Origin of the sequence: Alteromonas lipotrueae, from assembly GCF_019249215.1 — a bacterium.
Taxonomy (GTDB): Bacteria; Pseudomonadota; Gammaproteobacteria; order Enterobacterales; family Alteromonadaceae; genus Alteromonas; species Alteromonas lipotrueae.
Genome location: NZ_JAESDI010000002.1, coordinates 108,239 through 130,296 on the forward strand (window position 1 = coordinate 108,239; position 22,058 = coordinate 130,296).

Sequence of the window (22,058 nt, forward strand, 5' to 3'; positions counted from 1 at the left end):
CGGGTTAAGATGGCACCCTGCCTAAGCAGGGTGCATCTCCCTGGAGAACGCGCAGTTCAGTGCTTCTTCATGAGAAGCATAATTGTTTATATTTTACCGTAACTACGCTGTCGGCGTTATAAAAGCAAAGAACAGACCACTTTGTGATTTCACAATATTTTCAATACCTTATGTATTTCTGCGTAAAATAACGGGCTGTTATAAAGGTGCAAAGAAAAACCTTGGTGCAATGTGCGCACAACTTTGGTGAGCTAAAATTAACCAATTGATATTTATAAGTAAGATTAACCTACATTACGTTTTATAACCGCTAGCGTTTTATCCAATGCACCACTGTTTTCCTCTAAAACTTTCCGGCCGGCTTTTCCAGCTTCCTCACGTTTCATCGGGGCGTTGATCCAAGCCTCACATTGCCGAGCAATTTCTTCTGCGTTAGTTATTTTTGTAAGCGCCCCACGCTCTGCCAAATACTCACAAATTACTGGGTTGTTATAGGTATGTGGCCCCATCATGATGGGAATAGAAAAGGCGGCAGGCTCTAACGCGTTATGCCCACCTCGATTTGTAATCGAGCCCCCTACAAATGCGAAACTAGCTACGCTATAAGCACTATTCAATTTCCCCATTTCATCAAGCAAAATAACTTTCGTCTCTGGAGATATAGCATCAATGTTACTTGTTCGAACGTATTCAAGCTCGTTTTGCTCTAATAGCTTAGCGACGGTATCAAACCGTTCAGGGTGACGAGGTACTAATAGCAAGCGAAGATTAACTGCGATTGACGATCCGAGTATCTTCAACGCATCAATCATGGCTTGCTCTTCAAGATCGTGGGTACTGCCAGCAACTAATATTGGGCCGTCTGTTAGTGAAAGGCCCATGAACCCTTTGCTTTGATGCGTTGTGGATGCAGCTTGGTCAAACTTAATATTATTAGTTTGGGTCATTCGTGTTTCAGGCATACCTAGTGCAAGGTAATTATCGTAATCACGCTGACCTTGAGTACATATATGAGAAAGTTTGTTTAACATGGGTTTAAACAGTTTACTTATCTTCATGTAGCGCTTAGCTGACCTATCCGTCATACGCGCATTAATCACCATTATCGGTATGTGGCGCTTCCAGCAAGCATGTACAAAATTAGGCCATAATTCGACTTCAGTAATAAGCACCGCTTTAGGTTTAATGCGCTTTATCATTGCAGCCATAGCCGTGTGCAAGTCATAGGGTAAGTAAAAATGGTGTACCGTATTACCAAAAATATCCCGCACCCTTGCCGAACCTGTGGGTGTAGTAGTGGTCACCGTAATCTGCGTATCTGGCTCAGCCTGAATGATGCGCTTTATTAAGCAAGATGCAGCCACCACTTCACCAACCGAAACACAGTGAAACAGATAACCGTTAGTTTTATGGGGCCTCGCAACAAAACCGAATCGCTCAAACCGACGTTGATTATATTCTTTATTTCTTGTCGCACCTCGGCGCATTAGTTGGATAAATGCGAAAGGGATAATGCAAAATAATACACAGGAGTAAAGCCAGCGACAGATATCTTCTAGTAATGTAGGTCTGTATTCGGCTTCTTTACCGCCTCTTATCATTAGTAATTCCTATTTTTATTCTTGGCTGCTCGACAGGCTCGTATCGCTGAAAATCAAATGCGTAACGCTCTGCTAGGTCGTCATCAAACTGACGCGATTATGTGGTTTACTCACCCATTATAACTCGTCTACATGTAGGTTTTATGTGCTCTACTGCAACCCAGCCAAACGTACTTTTAATCAGGCTTAGCGCTATTGGTGACATTGTAATGGCCTCAGGCCTTCCGTCCAGCATTAAAGCGGCTCTTCCAAATGCTCGAGTTACCTGGTTAGTTGAAAAACCGTATGCAGGGCTAATACAACACCACCCTTTTGTTGATGACATTCTCGTGTGGCCCAAAAGCGAATGGAGAGAGTTTGGTAAAAAGCGCGCCTATTGGTCTTTGCTTAAATCGGTTTTGGCATTTCGCCGACAGCTTCACGAGAAAGGCTTTACCCTCGCCATTGATGCCCAAGGCTTACTTAAAAGTGCTTTTTTAGCCTATCTCAGTGGTGCAGGTGTCCGAATTGGTTTTAATAGTAAAGAGCAAAGCCAACGTTTCTTAACCGACACTATAGATAAACCAATATCAAACCAAATCAGTAGCGAGTATCGATATTTAGCAAAGCATATGGGAGCGCATTCTTACGAACTACATATTGAAATGGGGGAAGCTGCAACACAAAAGCTTCAGGGCACGCTAGGTGCACTGTCGGTAAATGGCGATTATATTGTACTTGCCCCTTTTACTACTCGCCCGCAAAAGCACTGGCCAATTAATCATTGGAAGCAACTTATCACGCTTATCCGTCAGCACAGTAATATGCATATTGTCATTCTAGGCGACCCTTCAGATAGCTGCGATGCTGAGTCATTAACCTTCATTGAAGGTGATGTTTATTCATTAGCGGGACACGTATCGTTAGCAGAATCAGCCGTGGCCGTTAAACAGTCTCAGGCCTTTATTGGCGTTGATACCGGCCTAACACACATGGCGGTTACTTTTCTTCGCCCTACAGTTGCGCTTTTTGGGTCTACCTGTCCGTATACATATACTGATAATGCCAACACTCATGTATTATATAAAAACCTAGTCTGTGCGCCATGTAAGCGTAAACCAACGTGCAATGGTACATTTGACTGTATGGCATTGATTCGCCCAGAAGAAGTTTTTACCATTGTGAAGGAATACTTGTGAGCTTAAAGATTTTGCATATAGAGTTGGGCAGAAACTTGTATGGCGGCGCTAAACAAGTTGTCTACTTGTTAGATTCATTGAACCATCATTTTGATTACGAAAACCACTTAATATGTCCAGAAGACAGTAAAATTGCATCGGTGCCTCTTGCGGGTTGCCAAACGCATACCATTGCCTATCGCGGAGAAACAGACTTATTTGCCGTAAAGCGCATGGTTAACATCGCCCGTAAAATTAACGCCGATGTCATCCATGTACATAGTCGCCGTGGAGCGGATGTTTTTGGCGCCATGGTAGCCAAGATAACAGGCATTCCCGCTATATGCACACGACGAGTAGATAACCCAGAATCACTGTTTGCCACTTATAAATACAGTCAGTTTGCTGCTGTAGCGAGTATTTCTGAGGGCGTGTTTAATGTGGTAAGTCATCACTGTGAAGCAGTCAAACACCAACCGGTTATTCACTCGTCAGTAGATTTTAGAGAGTTTTCGAAGCCTGGTGACAAAGCCTGGCTAAGTGAAACCTTCTCCATTCCTTCAGACCATACCGTTATTGCTAACTTTGCTCAGCTTATATCTCGTAAAGGCCAAGCTGATATTATTTTAGCCATGGAGAAAGTGGTTCAAAATAACCCTAAAGTGAGTTGCTTACTATTCGGCAAAGGGAATCTCAAAGAAAGCTACCAAGCGCTTATCGACCGACATTTGCTTACCGAACACGTAAAGCTGTGCGGCTTTACCGAGGAAGTTAGTAAAATTCTGCCCAGTGTTGATATAGTGGTTCACCCCGCTTATGCGGAGGGTTTAGGTGTTATTCTTCTTCAAGCCGGAGCGTGTAAGCGTGCAGTGGTATCTACGCCAGTAGGCGGTATTCCTGAAATTATTGAGCACGAAGAAACAGGGCTAATGGTAACGCCAGGGAATATCGATGAAATAGCCGACGCATTAATTACGCTGGTGAATAACAAGCAAACCCGCGATACCTTGGGCAATCAGTTGTATCAACATGTAAAAGGGCATTTCAGTACTAACGAAATGGCTGCCAGTTATAGCGAGCTGTACTTGACCGTGACCCAGCCATCATAAGTATTGCATTGTTAAATTTTAAGCAATAAAAAAGCCGCTCAAGAGCGGCTTTTTCAATCGTAAGAAAAGTTAGCGATTAAACGCCAGCTTTTTCTACAACGCTAACCAATGTCCAATTTTTACTTTTAGACAATGGACGACATTCACTAATAGTGACTACGTCGCCTTGGTTACATACGTTTTCTTCATCGTGGGCGTGAAGTTTAGTAGAACGTTTGATGAACTTCCCGTAGATAGGGTGCTTTACAAAACGCTCAACAACAACAGTAATGGTTTTATCCATCTTGTTGCTAACCACACGACCTTGCACTGTACGAACTTTTTGTTCAGTCATTACGCATCAGCCTTTTGAGTCAGAATGGTTTTAACACGCGCGATGTTACGACGTACAGTTCTCAATTGGTCAGTCTTTTCAAGTTGACCAGTTGAGTGCTGCATGCGCAAGTTGAACTGTTCGCGTAGCAGGTTAATCAACTCTGCGTTCAGCTCTTCTACGCTTTTTTCTTTCAGTTCAGTCGCTTTCATTACATCACCGTCCGAGTTACAAAGGTTGTCTTAAATGGCAGTTTAGCCGCTGCCAATTCAAACGCTTCGCGTGCTAGAGACTCAGGAACACCTTCCATCTCATAAAGTACACGTCCAGGTTGAATTTGGCATACCCAGTACTCAACGTTACCTTTACCTTTACCTTGACGCACTTCAAGAGGCTTCTCAGTAATTGGCTTGTCAGGGAAAACTCGAATCCAAATTTTACCTTGACGCTTAACGTGACGAGTCATAGCACGACGCGCTGCTTCGATTTGGCGAGCGGTCATACGACCACGGCCAACTGCTTTCAGGCCATAAGTACCGAAGCTTACCTTGCTCCCCGCAATGGCAAGACCACGGTTACGACCTTTATGCATTTTACGAAATTTCGTACGCTTTGGTTGTAACATGATTTAGCCCTCACGCTTAGAGTTGCGGCCTTTCTTCTTAGGTTGAGCAGGCGGAGCTTGCTCTTGAGTTGTAGGCAAACCGCCCAGAACTTCACCTTTGAAGATCCATACCTTCACACCAATAATACCGTAGGTAGTTGCAGCTTCTGAAGTTGCGTAATCGATATCTGCACGGAAAGTGTGCAGAGGTACGCGACCTTCACGGTACCATTCAGAACGAGCAATTTCTGCTCCGCCCAAACGGCCGCTTACTTCAACTTTAATACCCTTAGCACCAAGACGCATTGCGTTTTGTACCGCGCGCTTCATAGCACGACGGAACATTACACGACGTTCTAGCTGGCTAGAGATACTGTCGGCAACCAGTTGTCCGTCAAGCTCAGGCTTGCGAACTTCTGCAATGTTAATCTGAGCTGGCACACCGGCTAGCTTAGAAACATAGGCGCGAAGCTTCTCTACATCTTCACCTTTTTTACCGATTACAACGCCTGGACGAGCAGTGTGAATAGTCACACGGATGCTCTTAGCAGGACGCTCGATCACGATTTTAGAAAGTGAAGCGCTTTTAAGCTGTTTAGTCAGATACTTACGTACCTGATGATCGTTATACAGGTTATCCGCATAGTCACCAGTATTAGCGTACCAGGTAGAAGTCCATGGTTTACTGATACCCAGGCGTATACCTGTAGGATGTACCTTCTGTCCCATTATCTACTCCTAGTTATCCGCTACAACCACAGTGATGTGACTGCTACGCTTAAAGATACGATCTGCACGGCCTTTGGCACGTGGCTTGATACGTTTCATAGTTGGACCTTCGTCAACGAAAACTTTGGCAACGACTAATTCGTCGATGTCAGCGCCTTCATTGTGTTCTGCATTTGCAATCGCAGATTCCAAAACTTTCTTAACCAGCGCTGCGCTTTTCTTCGGGCTGTACGTAAGAAGCTCAAGCGCTTTCTCAACGTGCATACCGCGAATTTGATCCGCTACCAAGCGTGCTTTTTGAGCAGACGAGCGGGCAAAACGGTGTTTAGCTAATGCTTCCATTTATCCTACCCCTTATCGTTTGCTTTTCTTATCCGCGACATGGCCGCGGTAAGTACGCGTTGGCGCAAATTCGCCCAACTTGTGGCCGACCATTTCATCGCTGATGATGACTGGAACGTGCTGGCGACCGTTATGGACCGCAATGGTCAACCCAATCATATCTGGGATGATCATAGAACGACGAGACCAAGTCTTAATTGGTTTACGTTCGTTCTTTTCCACTGCAGCCTCTACCTTCTTCAGCAAGTGAAGGTCAATAAATGGACCCTTCTTGAGAGAACGTGGCATGGTGAATCCTCGCTGTTACTTATTACGACGACGTACGATAAGTTTATCGGTACGCTTGTTACTTCGGGTTTTCTTACCTTTAGTAGGAACACCCCAAGGAGATACTGGATGACGACCACCCGACGTGCGTCCTTCACCACCACCGTGTGGGTGGTCTACTGGGTTCATGGCAACACCACGAACTGTAGGACGAACACCACGCCAGCGGGTTGCACCGGCTTTACCCAGTGAACGCAGCATGTGCTCTGCATTGCCTACTTCACCAATGGTGGCGCGGCAATCAGATAGTACTTTACGCATTTCGCCAGAACGTAGACGCAAGGTAACGTAGTTTCCGTCACGTGCTAGGATCTGAGCATAAGCACCGGCAGAACGTGCAATTTGTGCACCTTTACCAGGCTTCATTTCAATTGCGTGTACAACAGAACCTACTGGGATATTACGCATTGGCAATGTGTTACCAGACTTGATCGGAGCATCCGAACCAGACTGGATTGCATCACCAGCTTTCATACCCTTTGGAGCCAGAATGTAACGACGCTCACCATCTGCATACAATACTAGTGCAATGTTAGCAGAACGGTTAGGATCGTATTCTAAACGCTCAACAGCGGCTGGAATGCCGTCTTTGTTGCGTTTAAAGTCAATCAAACGGTAGTGTTGTTTATGACCACCACCAATATGACGAGTTGTAATACGACCATGGTTGTTACGACCGCCAGATTTGCTGTTCTTTTCTAGCAAAGGTGCGTAAGGCGCGCCTTTGTGAAGGTCAGGGTTAGTAACCTGAACAACGTGACGACGACCGGCAGAAGTTGGCTTAGCTTTCAATAATGGCATTTCTAATCCCCTTCTTACTCAGCGCCACCGACAAAGTCGATGTCCTGACCTTCTTTAAGAACCACGTAGGCCTTTTTCCAGTCACTGCGTTTACCGAAAGACTGACCGTGACGCTTGGTTTTACCCTTAACGTTTACAGTGCGAACGCCTTCAACCTCAACTTCAAACAGTTTTTCAACTGCAGCTTTGATTTCAGCTTTGTTCGAATCTTTCGCTACTTTAAATACAACCGTGTTGCTTGCTTCAGCAGCCATAGTAGACTTTTCTGAAACATGCGGTGCTAAAAGCACCTTCAGTAGACGTTCTTCTTTCATGCTAACGCCTCCTCAAGTTGTTTAACCGCATCAGCTGTAATTAGCACTTTTTCAAATGCAATCAAACTTACTGGGTCGATGCCTGCAACATCACGTACGTCAACTTTGTACAAGTTGCGTGCCGCTAGGAACAAGTTCTCATCAACATCAGCAGTAACGATAAGAACATCATTTAGTTCATAGTCGTTAAGCTTAGCAATAAGTTCTTTTGTCTTAGGTGCTTCCACACCAAACTTCTCTACCACAACCAAACGGTCTTGACGGATTAGTTCAGACAAGATGCTTTTGATAGCACCACGATACATTTTCTTGTTAACTTTTTGATCAAAGTCACGAGGCTTGGCTGCGAATGCACGACCACCACCAACCCAAATTGGGCTGCGGATAGTACCAGCACGAGCACGACCTGTGCCTTTTTGACGCCATGGCTTCTTACCACCACCACGTACTTCAGCGCGAGTCTTCTGCGCCTTTGTACCCTGACGAGCACCTGCACCGTAAGCTACAACGACTTGGTGTACCAAGGCTTCGTTGAATTCACGTCCAAAGGTCGCTTCGGATACTTCAAGAGCGCTTTGCGCATCTTTCAATGTTAATTCCATCAGTTCACTCCCCAGACGTTACGCTTTAACAGCTGGCTTAACGATTACATCGCCGCCAGTTGCGCCAGGTACGGCACCTTTAACAAGGATTAGGCTGTTTTCTACGTCTACACGTACCACTTCCAAAGATTGGGTAGTCACTTGCTTGTTACCAAGCTGACCAGCCATTTTCTTACCTTTGAAAACTTTACCAGGTGATTGGTTTTGGCCAATCGAACCAGGTGCACGGTGAGACAAAGAGTTACCGTGAGTCATACGCTGTGAACTAAAGTTCCAACGTTTGATCGCGCCAGCAAAACCTTTACCTTTTGATGTACCAGTGACATCAATCTTTTTAGTGTCGTTAAAGATTTCAACAGTGATTTCACTGCCTACTTCAATATCGCCACCTTCGTTATCTTCCAGGCGGAATTCTACTAGAGCACGACCTGCTTCAACACCAGCTTTAGCAAAATGACCTGCTTCAGCTTTGTTAACGCGGTTCGTTTTCTTGCTTCCAGTAGTAACCTGAAGAGCGCGATAACCGTCAAGTTCTTCAGTGCGTAACTGAGTAACACGGTTTGGGGTCGCTTCAATAACAGTCACAGGGATAGACGTACCATCTTCAGTGAAGATGCGAGTCATACCCACTTTACGACCGACTAGACCAATCGCCATTGTTATTACCCTCTCTTGTTAGCCCAGGCTGATTTGAACATCAACACCGGCAGCCAAGTCCAAACGCATCAATGCGTCAACTGTTTTATCAGTTGGCTCAATGATGTCTACTAAACGCTTGTGAGTACGAATCTCATATTGATCACGTGCATCTTTATTTACGTGAGGAGATGTCAATACTGTATAGCGTTCTTTGCGAGTAGGCAGAGGAATAGGACCGCTGACCTGAGCACCAGTACGTTTCGCCGTTTCAACGATTTCAGCCGTAGACTGATCGATCAACTTGTGATCAAACGCTTTCAAACGAATACGAATTCTTTGATTTGGCATCGATTAAGCTCCAATCGAAAGAACAAAAAAATTCACCTTTTCTCTTCCACTTTATTCTGGAAAGAAAAGATGTGCGTAAACCGATGGTTCCCAATTGGAACCCTGTTCTTTTTCCTAACACGCCTGTAGCAGTCTTATCTTATCGATTTCGCTTGCTACGCTGGCAACCACCCTAAAAGCAGTGAGGTCGCGGCTAGAAACATTGCCCTATTTGGGCAGTGGGCGCGAATTATACAGAAGGCAGGATACATTGCAACCGCTAGATCGCTTTTTGTACACATTAATTGCAAATCTATGACTTAAGTACAGCTGCTTCTTTTTAACAGGTAATGTAAAGTTACGCTATTGTTGAGCTACCTTGAGGTAAGTAGTATTGCCGTTAAAGCGCTATACCTATAAGGTGGTAAAACGAATGCCACAATGTTTAATCAAATTTGGATATAGCAGCGTTACGCTGTGCTAAGAACACTATGGAAGTAGAAGACAGTCAGCATATTTTCACTCATGTTAAACGCATTCTGAATAACCACTCGTCTTTATTAGATGCTTACAGTTTGCTAGAGCCCATCATCCTTAACATGTTTGGTGCTACCCGTATGAGCATCTTTCAGCGCCGCCGACAACACCAAGACTTGGTCGCTCGCTTTAAAACGGGTAAAGAAACCCTAGAGATTAAGGTGCCTATTAGCCCCATGTCTATTGCGGGCTATGTCGCTATCTCACAACTGCCTTTACTCATAGCTGACCCTTATAACACTGCAGAGCTTAAAGCTATTCACCCGCGTTTACGGTTTGCTGATAAGTTTGATAAAGATAACGACTTTAAAACCACTAACATTTTATGTGTGCCTATTCTTAATGCCGGCGTGTTAATGGGCGTGATGCAAATTATCAATAAACAACACGGCAGTTTTGATGATAATGATTTAACCCGTGCAAATGATTTAGCATTAGTATTAGGGGCTAAATTTCGCTATGAACTTGGTGGTACAAACAATCCGTTTGATTCTCTACTCCATAAAGGCTTAATAAACGAACCTGCGTTAAAAGCACTGCTATCTACCTCTAATGACACCCGCACTATTGTACAGGGGTTGATGTCTGAGCATCGCGTACCTGAGCATGAAATTGGGCATTCACTTTCTATTCATTATCAGGTTCCCTTTATTGGCTATTTACCTGATAAATATCATCGTTATGAAGGTGAAAGTAAACTAAACCTCTCTTATCTTAAACGTAATCATGTTGCGGTTATTTCTGATGTGGAAGACAACCCTATTGTGTTAATGGCAGAGCCTAACAATGCCGCGCTGTTGATGGAAACAGAAAGCGCATTGGGTATTGAAAGCTATGAAATTGCGGTTGGCTTGCCTCATCAAATACTCCAGTATTTAGGTGAAGGTGGCGGCGGTAGCGCCCCAGGTGACATGAATGAAATTCTTGATGAAATTGGTTTATCAAGCGAGGAAAACGACGAACATGTCGATGAGCTTTCCGACGATGCGCCTGCGGTAGTACGTTTGGTTAGCCGTGTATTACACGATGCAAAACGCCTTGGCGCGTCTGATATTCATATCGATCCAGAGAAGAATGCCCCTACTCGTGTAAGAATGCGCGTTGACGGTGTATGCCGCGACATGAACAAGGTGCCTAACTCCCACCACAATGCGGTTATTGCCCGTATTAAAATTATGTCTAACCTAAACATTGCAGAGAAGCGTGTACCTCAAGACGGTAAACTTGCTTTCAAAATGAATGGGCAACTGGTAGAAGTACGTGTGGCGACTATCCCTACTGTCGCCGGCGAAGGCGTGGTAATGCGTTTGCTCGCGTCTGGTGGTGCCATGCCTATCGAGAAAATGAACTTAGCGCCTACCAATTTGAAGCGCTTAGAAGACATGATTAAAAAGCCACATGGCATCTTATTAGTGGTGGGCCCAACTGGTTCCGGTAAAACCACCACCTTGCATGCTATTTTGGGTTACCTAAACACCCCAGAAAAGAAAATATGGACAGCAGAAGACCCCGTAGAGATTACTCAACCCGGTTTACAGCAGGTGCAGGTAAGCCCCAAAATAGGCTTCACTTTTGCTAACGCCCTACGGGCATTTTTGCGTGCCGACCCCGATATTATTCTTATTGGTGAGATGCGTGACAAAGAAACAGCTCATGCTGGCATTGAAGCTTCTCTTACTGGTCACTTGGTGTTATCTACCCTGCATACCAACTCTGCCCCAGAGACCATTACACGTCTATTGGATTTAGGGTTAGATCCTGTTAACTTCTCAGATGCCTGTGTAGGTATATTAGCCCAGCGTCTTATTCGAACCCTTTGTGGTAAGTGTAAGGAAGAGTATGTAGCCAGTGATACTGACATGGCCTTCATTAAACGGCAGTACGGCGCGCAGATGCTAGATGAATTAGCGTTGCCTTCTCCACTCAAACTCTACAGGGCAAAAGGCTGCGAAGAGTGTGGTAACACGGGCTACAAAGGCAGAACAGGGGTTCATGAGCTACTAGGAATGACACCTGAGCTACGCTCTTTGGTTTACAAAGAAGCCAGTGTTGCAGAAATGAAAAAGCAAGCTACCCAAGATGGTATGCGAACCTTAGTACAAGATGCTATTTGTAAAGTTATTAAGGGCGACACCGATATTCCACAGGTACAAATCGTGGGCGGCGACTAACCATGAAATATTTACTAACACTCTAATTTTGAAGATTTAGCTGTAACAGTATAAATAATACTAATACGTTTATCACTAAAGGAAAGGAAACCAATATGAAAGCAATAGTTTTTGCGTTGTTATGCACTAGCACACTAATATCAACGGCGGCAGAAGCCCAATCGAGCACCAAAGACAAAATGTGGAAGAGTGAATATCTTTCGATTGTTGAAGGTGGTTTGTATGCGCTGAAAGCTGAAAAATATGATGAAGCCTATACTAAATTATTAGAAGGCGCGAAATTAGGTAATAAATCATCTCAGTATTACTTAGCTCAAATGTATTTTCAGGGGTGGGGTATCGAGCCTAATTATGAAGAAGGTTGGTTATGGTTAAAAGTCGCTATGGAACAAAAAACAGCTGAGTGGAATCGTTCTTTTCGTTCTATTCGTGACGCTTTGCCAGAAGATTTTAAGACCTCGATGCAACCCTATGTAGATGAACACATTGCATTGTATGGCGCGAAAGCGCAAGACTTACGCTGCGAAAAACGTGCGGCAATTGGCTCTAACATTAAAGAGATAATCTGCTCTAAGCGATTCTATTAATTTATCCGTTACGCTACATAAAAGCCCGATATTTCATCGGGCTTTTTACTTTGGTTCGCCAGCATACTAAAACGCTTAACGCCGCTTTTTATCCAATCACTATTTCTTCAAGTATTGGCGAATAACATAGTGCAAAATACCGCCGTTTTCGAAATAAGTGAATTCGTTCGATGTATCGATTCGAATATCCATCGAGAACGTTTGCGACTCGCCTGCATCAGACGTTACGGTTACATCCACTTCTTTTTGATCTCGGCTTACCGGCCCAATTGAAAAGGTTTCGTTGCCATTTATACCCAAACTACTCGCACTGTCGCCGGGTTTAAACTGCAACGGTAATATGCCCATACCAATTAGGTTAGAACGATGAATACGTTCATAGCTTTCCACCATAACGGCTTTCACGCCCATCAATGAAGGCCCTTTTGCTGCCCAATCTCGGCTAGAACCAGTGCCATATTCTTTCCCGCCGACGACAACAGCGCCAACTCCTTCTTCTTTATAACGCATAGCAGCATGGTAGATAGACATTGCATCACCGCTTGGGTAGTGGGTAGTTGCACTGCCCTTCGTACCCGGCGCTAATTGATTCTGCAAACGAACATTAGCAAAGGTACCTCGCATCATCACTTCGTGGTTACCTCGTCTAGAACCATAAGAATTAAAGTCTTTGGTATTTACCCCTTCTGCTTGCAAGTATTCACCTGCAGGACTGTCTGGCGCTATCGCGCCTGCCGGAGAAATATGGTCTGTGGTGATTGAATCGCCCACTTTTACCAAGCATCGCGCGTTCTCGATAGCACTCAGTGCTTCGGGTTCTTCGCCCATTGTTTGGAAAAATGGCGGATGTTTAATATAGGTAGAATCAGGCCAGTCGTATACCGATGTTGAACTTACCGTTAGGTCATTCCACACACCACTGCCTTTAAATACGTCGGCGTATTTTGCTTTGAAGATATCACTAGTGACATGTTCCGCAATATGGCTTTGAATTTCATCTTCACTAGGCCAGATATCTTTTAAATACACCGGCTCGCCATTGCTGCCTAACCCTAATGGCTCTTTAGTAATATCAATATTCATATTACCGGCTAAGGCATAGGCCACGACCAACGGCGGGGATGCTAAATAATTAGCCGCAACGTCTGAATGAATACGACCTTCGAAGTTACGGTTCCCTGACAATACAGAGGTAACAGTAAGCTTGGCCTTTTTAATGGCATCGCTGATCGCATCAGGCAAGGGGCCTGAGTTACCAATACAGGTGGTGCAACCATAACCCACAAGGTTGAAACCGAGTGCTTCTAGTGGGTCCATCAGGTTTGCATCTTCAAGGTACTGAGTCACCACCTGCGACCCAGGGGCTAAAGAGGTTTTTACCCAAGGCTTCCGGGTTAAGCCTTTTTCCGCCGCTTTTTTCGCTAGTAACCCTGCTCCAATAAGCACCGAGGGGTTTGATGTGTTGGTACAACTGGTAATAGCCGCAATAACAATGGCGCCATCTTCTAAGTTAAATTTATTTCCACGAAATTCTACATAGGAGTCGTGCTCTTCATTCACTTCTGGTACTGCGCCGCCTTCAGCGACAAACTCTGTTTCCTCGTCTAACACTTTCACATCAATTTGTGAGCGATGCCATTCATTGAATGCTTTCGCCGCATTATCTAATGCAATCCTATCTTGGGGGCGTTTTGGCCCAGCAATAGAAGGGACAACATCATTTAAGTCTAGTTCTAGCGTCTCGTGATATTCCGCATCTTTAGTGAAATCATCGTGCCATAGGGAACTTTCTTTCGCGTAGGCTTCAACAAGTTCAATCTGGGATTCGTCACGCCCGGTTAAGCGCAAATAATCTAGCGCGACTGCATCAATGGGAAATATGCCACAGGTTGCGCCATATTCCGGTGCCATATTGGCAATAGTGGCGCGATCGGCAGTGGTTAAATGCTTCAAGCCTGGGCCATAGAATTCTACGAACTTACCCACAACGCCATGTGCACGAAGTTGCTGGGTGATTGTTAACACCATATCCGTCGCGGTCACACCGGTAGGTAGCTCACCGTCTAAACGAAACCCCACAACTTTTGGAAGTAGCATGGTAACGGGTTGGCCCAACATAGCCGCTTCAGCTTCAATACCGCCTACCCCCCAGCCTAATACGCCAAGGCCATTAATCATAGTGGTGTGCGAATCGGTACCTACTAGCGTATCGGGATACACTAAGGTATCGTCACCCTCTTGTTTCGTGAAGGCAACACGGGCAAGGTATTCAAGGTTAACTTGGTGAACAATGCCTCGACCTGGAGGGACTACTTTGAAATTATCGAAGCTAGATTGCCCCCACTTTAAAAATTGGTAACGCTCTTTATTTCGCTCAATTTCAACGTCAGTGTTTTTTTCTAACGCATTTTCTTCTGCGAAGAAATCAACCATTACTGAATGGTCAATCACTAACTCTACGGGGTTTAACGGATTAATGGATTTTGCATCGCCGCCAAGCTTGTTAACCGCATCGCGCATGGCAGCCAAATCAACAATAGCTGGCACACCAGTGAAGTCTTGCAAGATAACCCTAGCTGGAACGAAAGAGACTTCATGTTCAACATGATTTTCCGTATTCCACGTAGCGACTTGTTCAATGTCGTCACTGGTTACAAACTCTTCGTTTTCGTGACGAAGTAAGTTTTCAAGAAGGATTTTAATACAGTAGGGTAATCGGTCGAGCGCAAAGTTCTCATTTACTTTGTCAAAGCTAATTGCCTTGAAGGAATTGCCATCGACATCGATATTGGAAAAAGATTGATATTTCACGCGCTCACCATCCTTATTTGCCTGTCATAAATATAGTTTTAGGAGCAAGTCAGGAAGCGCTATCAATAGATGAATTCAGTGCTATTTCGCACTTCTATTCCACACTGGAATGAATTAGCGCTCCTACCCACTCTCACTTATAGCTGTATACGGTAACAAAGTGAAAAAAAGTTCATGTTGATTTCATACCGTTAGCCTAGCAGTTAGGTTGTATCTAAAGGGGGCTGCTGTGCTACTTGGCTAGTCTTACCTGTTAAACTTGGCTTTTCGAAACTGGATTTTTCGTTGCCGATCAACGATGATAGCGTTCATCTTTTTTCGTATCCGTCTGACGCACCATTTCATTGGCATTCGTTGGACATTTTCACTTTAACGCCGCAGGTAACCTTACTATGTATAAACTGGTACTTATTCGTCATGGAGAAAGTCAGTGGAACCTTGAAAATCGTTTCACTGGTTGGCACGACGTCGACTTAACTGACACAGGTGTAGCACAAGCTAAAACCGCTGGTCAGTTGATGAAAGAAGCAGGTTTTGAATTCGATCAAGCTTACACGTCTGTATTGCTTCGTGCTATCAAAACGTTGAATATCTCTTTGGAAGAAATGGGTCAACATTACCTACCTGTTGAACGTCACTGGCGTTTGAACGAGCGTCACTACGGTGCGCTTACAGGGTTAGACAAAGCTGAAACGGCTGCTAAGCATGGTGAAGAGCAAGTTAAAGTTTGGCGTCGTAGTTTCGATATTCCACCACCAGCAGTCGATACTGACAGCGAACACTTCCCAGGGGTTGATCGTCGTTACAATAACGTTGATGCCGAGATTCTTCCTCGCGGTGAAAGCTTGAAGATGACCATCGAGCGTGTACTTCCTTACTGGCACGATGTTATTCGCCCTGATATTCAAGCTGGCAAGCGCGTTATTATCGCGGCTCACGGCAATAGCCTTCGTGCATTAGTTAAATACTTAGATGGTATGTCTGATGAAGACGTACTAAGCCTAAATATTCCAACCGGCGTACCTTTGGTTTATGAGCTAGACGAAAACTTGAAGCCTATCTCTAAAGAATACCTAGGCGATCCAGAAGCGATTAAAGCGATGATGGATGCCGTTGCTAAGCAAGGCAAAGCTAAATAATCAAAAGCCAAGTAAACGCATTTTACTTGCGGTATATAATGTTAAAAGCCGCGGATAATATCTGCGGCTTTTTTGTACCTTTCCCTCACTAAATAAACCTCAATGCCAGAAAAATATATAACTGGCGTAATTTTCGGTTTCTTCAAAATCGGTAAACAGCATCCTTCCCTCGCCGCTATATGTTATGTTATAACATAATTAAAGCGTCATTAGACTTCGATGAAAAGATTCTAATCAACTCATTTTCCTAAATTTAAATTATGCAAAAACAGATAATTAAAAACGCCAAAGTAATAAACGAAGGTAATATTTTCGACGCTGATTTATCGATTGAAAATAGGCTTATCAGTAAAATTGAAAACAATATTACAGTTCAGCGCGGTGACCTAGTTCATGAAGCAGAGGGTTTGTTATTGCTCCCTGGTATGATTGACGATCAGGTGCATTTTCGTGAACCGGGCTTGGTAAATAAAGGTACCATCGCAACTGAATCGTGCGCGGCGGTAGCTGGCGGCATTACCAGCTATATGGAAATGCCCAATGTAAAACCTTCAACAACCACCCTTGAAGCGCTTAAGGCAAAACACGATATTGCTAAACAATCTTCTTTAGCAAACTATTCGTTTTACTTAGGTGCAACGCCAGACAATATTGAGCAGATAAAGCGTATCGACCCTAGCTGGGTATGTGGCATAAAGGTATTCATGGGGGCATCTACAGGCGATTTATTGGTTGAACACCCAAATGCACTTGAAAGGATTTTTAGAGATTGCCCTACCCTTATTGTGGCGCATTGTGAGAAAGGGGATGTTATAAACCAAAACCTTGCCAGAATCAGCCACCAAAAAACAACCTTAACGGCCGCCGATCACCCCTTAATACGTGATGCCGAAGCATGCTATCAGTCTTCCTCATATGCCGTAAACTTGGCAAAAAAATTTAATAGTGATCTTCATGTACTTCACCTCACCACCGAGAAGGAAATGTCGCTATTTCAACCCGGCCCCATTGAAGACAAAAATATTACCGCTGAAGCCTGTGTGCATCATTTATGGTTTAACCAAACCGACTACGACCGATTGGGGAATCTCATTAAGTGTAATCCAGCCATTAAGGCCGAATCAGACCGCCTAGCTTTGATTAAGTCTATAAACGAAGATCGCATCGATATCATTGCCACCGATCATGCGCCACATACTTTTAAAGAGAAAAACCAAGAATTTATGGCGGCTCCGGCAGGCCTGCCTTTAGTACAGCATGCATTACTTAGTTTACTAGAACTCGCTAAAGGCGGATCTTTCAGCCTTACAACGCTAGTAGAAAAAGTATCGCATAGTCCAGCGAAGCGCTATCACATCAACAAACGGGGTTTTATTCGCGAAGGGTATTTCGCCGATTTCGTTTTAGTTGCTCCTAACCAAAGCACTGAAGTGCGTCACGATAACTGTCACTATTTATGTGGATGGACCCCCTTTAACGGTCAAACCTTCAACCACAGCATTGCCGCAACCTTCGTCAACGGTACCAAAGTATTTGATGGCAACCGTTTCAATGAATCGTCTGTTGCACTTCCTCTTTCATTTAATCGTCCGTAGTAAAAATTTATGTATCAACCCGAAACGCTTCCAGATATCACCACTCATTCGATTGACCATCCAATTGAAAACCTCAATTGGGTAGGAATGGAAAAAGTGGGTCTTCCGGTCAAGCTCAAATTATCAAGCGGAGACGTTATTGCCGCTTCTGCGTCGGTAGACATATTTGTGAGTTTAGATACCAATGTTAAAGGTATTCATATGTCTAGGCTTTACCTTCAACTTAATGAACAACTGGCGAACCAGATCATCACCGTTGAACGCTTAGCACAACTTATCGCATCAATGCTAGAGTCTCATCAAGGCATTAGCCATTCCGCCAAGGTGAAGCTATCTTTTGAAGCCCCATTAAATAAAAAAGCGCTTCTTAGTCAAAACGCTGGATATCAGGTTTACCCGATTGCCATCACCTATCAACGTATTGCCGAGCAGTCTAAACACTGGCTAGATTTAACCATTCCATACTCAAGTACCTGTCCCTGTTCTGCGGCTCTTGCCACTCAACTGATTGCCGACTCAATTGCTAATCGATTTCCAGATGAAAACATGAAAAAGGCGGAGCTGTTGCAATGGCTATCTTGCGCTAAGCCTTCGTTAGCCACGCCGCACAATCAACGTTCCTACGCCTATATCAAAATGTGTATGTCGCAAAGTCAGCTGAAAAGCCAAATTGAAAATCTAGACAAGCTCATTTTTCAGTTTGAAGACGTTATTGGAACGCCTGTGCAAACCGCCGTTAAGCGTGAGGATGAACAAGAATTTGCTCGGTTAAATGGCAGAAATTTAATGTTCTGCGAAGATGCCGCAAGACGTGTTAAAGGCTACTTAGAGTCGCTGGAGTCTATTACCGACTATTGGTTCAAGGTTGAACACCAAGAAAGTCTGCATGCTCACAATGCTGTGGTGACTGATCAAAAGAACATAAAGTAAAAGTTTCAATCAAGAGAATAATGTTAATTAGAAAAACGACAGGAGACTATTAGTATGTGCATAATAAATAAAAAACTTGAAAAGTCGTTGCTGGCATTTTCATTGGTCGTAACACTAGGTTCTTGCTCTAAACAAATTGAAATAGAGCAAGGTACTTCAATGGAAACGGAAAGCGAGCAAGTAGACCCAAACACCGTTGTCGCCGCTGACAACCCTTTCTTTAAAGCCTATACCACTCCTTTCCAAGTGCCACCTTTTAGTAAGATAAAAGATGAGCATTACATGCCAGCATTTGAAAAAGGCATGGAGGAACATCTGACGGATATTAATAATATTGTAAACAACCCCGCATCGCCCACTTTTAAAAATACCATTGAAGAATTAGAGCGTTCTGGAAAGCTACTGTCGAAAGTGCAGCGTGTTTTTTACAACCTTGCGGGCTCTAATACGAACCCTAAAATGCAAGAGTTACAAAGAGAGCTTAGCCCTCTTATATCGGCACACTATGACAAAATCAGCCTTAACAAAGCGTTATTTGAGCGTGTTGAAAGGCTTTATCAAACACGCGATTCACTAGCGCTAACAGCTGAACAGCTGAAGCTATTGGAAGATACTCGCAAGGGGTTTGTCAGAAGTGGGGCGCTGTTATCAGAACACCAAAAAGCTGAAATTACCAATCTAAATTCTCAACTATCTCAATTAACCACCGAGTACGGTCAGAACCTGTTGGCAGAAACGAATGGCTTTGAACTCATTCTCGACGAATCAGATTTAGCAGGGTTATCTAACGGCGTTATTCAGGCGGCCTCAACCGCGGCTAAGCAAAAACTGGAATCCGCTGAAACTGATGAAGAGAAGGCCAAGTACCAAGAAAAATATGTATTTACCCCACATCGTTCCAGCATGTATCCCTTTTTAACTGAATCTTCGCGCCGCGATTTACGCGAAACCTTGTACAAAGCTTATATCGATAGAGGCAATAACGATAATGCCAACGACAACAAAACAGTAGCAGCTAAAATTGCGCAGCTAAGAGCACAACACGCTCACGTCATGGGGTATGAAACTCATGCTCATTTCGTACTTGAGGAACGTATGGTGAAGACACCGGAAGACGTGTATAACCTGCTAATGCAACTTTGGCAACCTGCGTTGGCACGGGCTAAGCAGGAAGTCGCCGACATGCAAGAAGTGGTTGATGCAGAAGGGCATGACTTTAACATAGCCGCTTGGGACTGGTGGCAATATTCAGAAAAAGTACGTAAAGCAAAATACGAAATAGACGAAGCCAGTTTAAAACCCTACTTATCTTTGGATAATGTACTGAAAGGTGTTTTCGATACGTCTAATAAACTATGGGGATTAACGTTTACTGAGTTACACGATATCGACGTATATCACCCCGATGCAAGAGTGTGGGAAGTAAAAGATAAAGACGGCAGCCATTTGGGTATCTTTATTGGTGATTACTTTACCCGTTCAAACAAACGGGGCGGCGCTTGGATGAGTAGCTTCAAGGGACAGTCTAACCTTGATGGCGTTGAGCGTCCCGTAGTCGTGAACGTGTGTAATTTCCCTGGCCCAGTGGGAGATGATCCTGCATTACTGAGTTTTGAAGACGTGACGACTTTGTTTCATGAGTTTGGACACGCATTGCATGGCTTGTTAACCAACACCACTTATCAAAGCATGTCTGGCACGTCGGGGCCTCGTGATTTTACCGAGTTCCCAGCGCAAATTTTAGAACATTGGGCAAAAGAGCCAGCCATTCTTAAGACATTCGCCACCCATTATATAACTGGTGACGTTATCCCTGATGAGCTAATCAGCAAACTGCTAAAAGCATCAAAATTCAATCAAGGTTTTTCAAACACCGAATACCTTGCTGCATCGCTACTTGATATGGATTGGCACACACTAAAAGCCGACGATGAATTGCAAGATACCGCCCAATTTGAAAAATCATCTATGGAAAAAATTGGGTTAATTGACGAAATCGCACCGCGCTATCGATCTACCTATTTCTCGCATATCTTCGCCAGTGGTTATGCTGCTGGATATTATAGTTATGTGCATTCAGCCGTATTAGATTCTGACGGTTTTGCGGCATTTAAAGAAACGGGAGATGTATTTAACCCAGAATTAGCAGAAAAACTTCGGGCTCATATTTATGAGAAAGGGTCCACGGAAGACGCGATGACGTTGTACAAAAAATTTAGAGGTCGTGAGCCTCAAATAGAGGCGCTGCTAAAAATACGTGGTTTAGACGGAAGTGTTGAATAATTCATGTTAATAGTTAATAGGCTCGATGCTGGGCCTTTTTCTGTACTTAAATCGCCTTCATGGTCTGCATGCGGTCTATTGTTTATGCTTTTGTGGTTACCGCCGTTGACCACTAACGCACATCCACAAGATGAAGATATTATTCTCGATATCGAAATGGGAGAGCTACAACTTCAATCAACATTAATCGATAAGGAATATGAAGCTGCGCTGAAACGAAAGAAAATGCGTAAATTAGTCTCAATGTCATGGCAGCAGAAATTCAGTCTGTATGTTAAGGCCGGTTTTCTGCATATTGTTCCTAAAGGGCTCGATCATATCGTGTTTGTTTTAGGACTGTTTTTCTCAAGCCTATTGCTAGCCTCTCTATTATGGCAAGTGACCGCCTTCACGCTCGCGCATTCTATTACCTTGGGTGTGGCATCACTAGGCATAATAGCGGTACCGGGCTATATAGTTGAACCTTTGATCGCCTTATCGATTGTATGGATTGCAGTAGAAAACACTATTTACAAGCACACATCAAAATGGCGTTCATTGGTAGTGTTTGGATTTGGCTTACTTCACGGGCTTGGCTTTGCTGCCGTATTGAATGAGTACGGTTTGCCCAAAGGTGCTCTTATATCATCTCTACTGGCTTTTAATATTGGTGTTGAGATAGGGCAAATCAGTGTGATTTTACTGGCTTTCGCAATGACTTTTTTCGTGCGCGAGAAAACCTGGTATCGAAGTAGAGTGCAGATCCCAGTATCTATTATGATGGGTACTGTTGGCGCTTTTTGGTTTATTGAAAGAACACTACTTTAGTCATTTTGCGCTTAGGGTAGATTCGCAGTTGTGACAAATACAGGCCGTTTCTAAATGAGGGCTGACCATTGAAAACCCTGATGCATTAACCCGCTGAGTAAGCACATCTAATGCTGTATTTGAAATGGCTACTTCCTCCACTAGCCCGCACTCGGTACAAATCATAAACTGCGACACACCATGCTCTTGGCAACAGCGAATATGAGTGCAGACAACATATTTATTAATGAGGTTTAGCTTGTGGGGATTGGTTGTTCTCAGCAGATTGGCCGTTACTTGATTTCTAAATCATTGGGCGCATCATCACGTTTACTAATTTGTAAACACATACTA

At 44.0% G+C, this 22,058-nt stretch carries 23 protein-coding genes; 9 read left to right on the forward strand and 14 right to left on the reverse strand.

Annotated features, from left to right (window positions below; all coding sequences use genetic code 11):
* Positions 1 to 284 precede the first annotated feature (284 nt).
* Entirely contained in the window at positions 285 to 1,601 is a 1,317-nt protein-coding gene (locus JKP82_RS02230; RefSeq protein ID WP_218395666.1) for a 3-deoxy-D-manno-octulosonic acid transferase, read from the reverse strand.
* Between the two features lie 143 nt (positions 1,602 to 1,744).
* On the opposite strand from JKP82_RS02230, the gene JKP82_RS02235 reads away from it, so the two are divergent.
* Positions 1,745 to 2,779: a glycosyltransferase family 9 protein gene (locus tag JKP82_RS02235; protein WP_218395668.1), complete on the forward strand. Its 1,035-nt coding sequence runs from the start codon at positions 1,745 to 1,747 to the stop codon at positions 2,777 to 2,779.
* Positions 2,776 to 3,867 (forward strand): glycosyltransferase family 4 protein, encoded by a 1,092-nt coding sequence (locus tag JKP82_RS02240; RefSeq protein WP_159528215.1) that lies wholly within the window; start codon positions 2,776 to 2,778, stop codon positions 3,865 to 3,867. The genes JKP82_RS02235 and JKP82_RS02240 overlap by 4 nt, the downstream gene beginning before the upstream one ends.
* Positions 3,868 to 3,943: 76 nt before the next feature.
* Here JKP82_RS02240 and rpsQ read toward each other — a convergent pair whose 3' ends face one another.
* The 11 genes from rpsQ to rpsJ are packed head-to-tail and all read right to left on the reverse strand — an operon-like array spanning position 3,944 to position 8,886.
* Positions 3,944 to 4,201, reverse strand: coding sequence for a 30S ribosomal protein S17 (rpsQ, locus tag JKP82_RS02245; RefSeq protein ID WP_013785726.1), 258 nt, complete (start codon positions 4,199 to 4,201; stop codon positions 3,944 to 3,946).
* A complete protein-coding gene (rpmC, locus tag JKP82_RS02250; protein WP_013785727.1) occupies positions 4,201 to 4,392 on the reverse strand; it encodes a 50S ribosomal protein L29 in 192 nt (63 codons plus the stop codon). The genes rpsQ and rpmC overlap by 1 nt, the downstream gene beginning before the upstream one ends.
* Positions 4,392 to 4,805, reverse strand: a complete 414-nt coding sequence (gene rplP, locus JKP82_RS02255) for a 50S ribosomal protein L16 (RefSeq protein WP_013785728.1) — start codon at positions 4,803 to 4,805, stop codon at positions 4,392 to 4,394. The genes rpmC and rplP overlap by 1 nt, the downstream gene beginning before the upstream one ends.
* Before the next feature lie 3 nt (positions 4,806 to 4,808).
* Positions 4,809 to 5,513 carry a 30S ribosomal protein S3 gene (rpsC, locus tag JKP82_RS02260; RefSeq protein ID WP_013785729.1) on the reverse strand — a complete coding sequence of 235 codons (705 nt, stop codon included), beginning with the start codon at positions 5,511 to 5,513 and terminating at the stop codon, positions 4,809 to 4,811.
* Between the two features lie 9 nt (positions 5,514 to 5,522).
* A complete protein-coding gene (gene rplV, locus JKP82_RS02265) occupies positions 5,523 to 5,855 on the reverse strand; it encodes a 50S ribosomal protein L22 (RefSeq protein WP_013785730.1) in 333 nt (110 codons plus the stop codon).
* 12 nt (positions 5,856 to 5,867) lie between these two features.
* Complete coding sequence (rpsS, locus tag JKP82_RS02270; RefSeq protein ID WP_013785731.1) at positions 5,868 to 6,143, reverse strand: 30S ribosomal protein S19; 276 nt, start codon at positions 6,141 to 6,143, stop codon at positions 5,868 to 5,870.
* 15 nt (positions 6,144 to 6,158) lie between these two features.
* On the reverse strand, positions 6,159 to 6,983 hold the full coding sequence (gene rplB / locus JKP82_RS02275; protein ID WP_013785732.1) for a 50S ribosomal protein L2: 825 nt from the start codon (positions 6,981 to 6,983) through the stop codon (positions 6,159 to 6,161).
* 14 nt (positions 6,984 to 6,997) lie between these two features.
* A complete protein-coding gene (gene rplW, locus JKP82_RS02280; protein ID WP_013785733.1) occupies positions 6,998 to 7,297 on the reverse strand; it encodes a 50S ribosomal protein L23 in 300 nt (99 codons plus the stop codon).
* Positions 7,294 to 7,899 (reverse strand): 50S ribosomal protein L4, encoded by a 606-nt coding sequence (gene rplD, locus JKP82_RS02285; RefSeq protein ID WP_013785734.1) that lies wholly within the window; start codon positions 7,897 to 7,899, stop codon positions 7,294 to 7,296. The genes rplW and rplD overlap by 4 nt, the downstream gene beginning before the upstream one ends.
* 18 nt (positions 7,900 to 7,917) lie before the next feature.
* Positions 7,918 to 8,556: a 50S ribosomal protein L3 gene (gene rplC / locus JKP82_RS02290; RefSeq protein WP_013785735.1), complete on the reverse strand. Its 639-nt coding sequence runs from the start codon at positions 8,554 to 8,556 to the stop codon at positions 7,918 to 7,920.
* An 18-nt stretch (positions 8,557 to 8,574) separates the two neighbouring features.
* The gene (rpsJ, locus tag JKP82_RS02295) at positions 8,575 to 8,886 is read right to left on the reverse strand and encodes a 30S ribosomal protein S10 (protein ID WP_006012796.1); all 312 of its coding nucleotides are present in this window, start codon (positions 8,884 to 8,886) and stop codon (positions 8,575 to 8,577) included.
* A 470-nt stretch (positions 8,887 to 9,356) separates the two neighbouring features.
* On the opposite strand from rpsJ, the gene JKP82_RS02300 reads away from it, so the two are divergent.
* Entirely contained in the window at positions 9,357 to 11,573 is a 2,217-nt protein-coding gene (locus tag JKP82_RS02300) for a GspE/PulE family protein (protein ID WP_218395670.1), read from the forward strand.
* Positions 11,574 to 11,668: 95 nt separating this feature from the next.
* Positions 11,669 to 12,160: an SEL1-like repeat protein gene (locus JKP82_RS02305; protein WP_159528211.1), complete on the forward strand. Its 492-nt coding sequence runs from the start codon at positions 11,669 to 11,671 to the stop codon at positions 12,158 to 12,160.
* Positions 12,161 to 12,259: 99 nt separating this feature from the next.
* Here JKP82_RS02305 and acnA read toward each other — a convergent pair whose 3' ends face one another.
* On the reverse strand, positions 12,260 to 14,971 hold the full coding sequence (gene acnA, locus JKP82_RS02310) for an aconitate hydratase AcnA (RefSeq protein ID WP_159528209.1): 2,712 nt from the start codon (positions 14,969 to 14,971) through the stop codon (positions 12,260 to 12,262).
* Between the two features lie 392 nt (positions 14,972 to 15,363).
* Between acnA and gpmA the strand changes: the two genes are divergently transcribed.
* The 5 genes from gpmA to JKP82_RS02335 all read left to right on the forward strand — a co-directional run bounded on the left by gpmA (position 15,364) and on the right by JKP82_RS02335 (position 21,725).
* Complete coding sequence (gpmA, locus tag JKP82_RS02315) at positions 15,364 to 16,110, forward strand: 2,3-diphosphoglycerate-dependent phosphoglycerate mutase (protein ID WP_159528207.1); 747 nt, start codon at positions 15,364 to 15,366, stop codon at positions 16,108 to 16,110.
* 260 nt (positions 16,111 to 16,370) lie between these two features.
* Positions 16,371 to 17,705 (forward strand): dihydroorotase, encoded by a 1,335-nt coding sequence (locus tag JKP82_RS02320; protein ID WP_218395672.1) that lies wholly within the window; start codon positions 16,371 to 16,373, stop codon positions 17,703 to 17,705.
* A gap of 9 nt (positions 17,706 to 17,714) precedes the next feature.
* The gene (folE2, locus tag JKP82_RS02325; RefSeq protein WP_159528203.1) at positions 17,715 to 18,635 is read left to right on the forward strand and encodes a GTP cyclohydrolase FolE2; all 921 of its coding nucleotides are present in this window, start codon (positions 17,715 to 17,717) and stop codon (positions 18,633 to 18,635) included.
* A gap of 54 nt (positions 18,636 to 18,689) precedes the next feature.
* Positions 18,690 to 20,918 (forward strand): M3 family metallopeptidase, encoded by a 2,229-nt coding sequence (locus JKP82_RS02330; RefSeq protein WP_218395674.1) that lies wholly within the window; start codon positions 18,690 to 18,692, stop codon positions 20,916 to 20,918.
* A 3-nt stretch (positions 20,919 to 20,921) separates the two neighbouring features.
* Positions 20,922 to 21,725: a HupE/UreJ family protein gene (locus JKP82_RS02335; RefSeq protein ID WP_159528199.1), complete on the forward strand. Its 804-nt coding sequence runs from the start codon at positions 20,922 to 20,924 to the stop codon at positions 21,723 to 21,725.
* On the opposite strand, the gene JKP82_RS02340 is transcribed toward JKP82_RS02335, so the two are convergent.
* Positions 21,726 to 21,902, reverse strand: coding sequence for a hypothetical protein (locus tag JKP82_RS02340; protein WP_159528197.1), 177 nt, complete (start codon positions 21,900 to 21,902; stop codon positions 21,726 to 21,728).
* Positions 21,903 to 22,058: the final 156 nt, after the last annotated feature.

Bases quoted from the DNA above. Each gene is read 5' to 3' on its own strand.
- rplP (WP_013785728.1), bottom strand. From the start codon at position 4,805: ATGTTACAACCAAAGCGTACGAAATTTCGTAAAATGCATAAAGGTCGT.
- JKP82_RS02305 (WP_159528211.1), top strand. From the start codon at position 11,669: ATGAAAGCAATAGTTTTTGCGTTGTTATGCACTAGCACACTAATATCA.
- JKP82_RS02335 (WP_159528199.1), top strand. From the start codon at position 20,922: ATGTTAATAGTTAATAGGCTCGATGCTGGGCCTTTTTCTGTACTTAAA.
- rpsS (WP_013785731.1), bottom strand. From the start codon at position 6,143: ATGCCACGTTCTCTCAAGAAGGGTCCATTTATTGACCTTCACTTGCTG.
- JKP82_RS02230 (WP_218395666.1), bottom strand. From the start codon at position 1,601: ATGATAAGAGGCGGTAAAGAAGCCGAATACAGACCTACATTACTAGAA.
- rpsC (WP_013785729.1), bottom strand. From the start codon at position 5,513: ATGGGACAGAAGGTACATCCTACAGGTATACGCCTGGGTATCAGTAAA.
- rpsJ (WP_006012796.1), bottom strand. From the start codon at position 8,886: ATGCCAAATCAAAGAATTCGTATTCGTTTGAAAGCGTTTGATCACAAG.
- rplD (WP_013785734.1), bottom strand. From the start codon at position 7,899: ATGGAATTAACATTGAAAGATGCGCAAAGCGCTCTTGAAGTATCCGAA.
- JKP82_RS02330 (WP_218395674.1), top strand. From the start codon at position 18,690: ATGTGCATAATAAATAAAAAACTTGAAAAGTCGTTGCTGGCATTTTCA.
- JKP82_RS02235 (WP_218395668.1), top strand. From the start codon at position 1,745: ATGTGCTCTACTGCAACCCAGCCAAACGTACTTTTAATCAGGCTTAGC.
- gpmA (WP_159528207.1), top strand. From the start codon at position 15,364: ATGTATAAACTGGTACTTATTCGTCATGGAGAAAGTCAGTGGAACCTT.
- rplV (WP_013785730.1), bottom strand. From the start codon at position 5,855: ATGGAAGCATTAGCTAAACACCGTTTTGCCCGCTCGTCTGCTCAAAAA.
- JKP82_RS02320 (WP_218395672.1), top strand. From the start codon at position 16,371: ATGCAAAAACAGATAATTAAAAACGCCAAAGTAATAAACGAAGGTAAT.
- rpmC (WP_013785727.1), bottom strand. From the start codon at position 4,392: ATGAAAGCGACTGAACTGAAAGAAAAAAGCGTAGAAGAGCTGAACGCA.
- folE2 (WP_159528203.1), top strand. From the start codon at position 17,715: ATGTATCAACCCGAAACGCTTCCAGATATCACCACTCATTCGATTGAC.
- rplW (WP_013785733.1), bottom strand. From the start codon at position 7,297: ATGAAAGAAGAACGTCTACTGAAGGTGCTTTTAGCACCGCATGTTTCA.
- rplB (WP_013785732.1), bottom strand. From the start codon at position 6,983: ATGCCATTATTGAAAGCTAAGCCAACTTCTGCCGGTCGTCGTCACGTT.
- JKP82_RS02300 (WP_218395670.1), top strand. From the start codon at position 9,357: ATGGAAGTAGAAGACAGTCAGCATATTTTCACTCATGTTAAACGCATT.
- rpsQ (WP_013785726.1), bottom strand. From the start codon at position 4,201: ATGACTGAACAAAAAGTTCGTACAGTGCAAGGTCGTGTGGTTAGCAAC.
- rplC (WP_013785735.1), bottom strand. From the start codon at position 8,556: ATGGCGATTGGTCTAGTCGGTCGTAAAGTGGGTATGACTCGCATCTTC.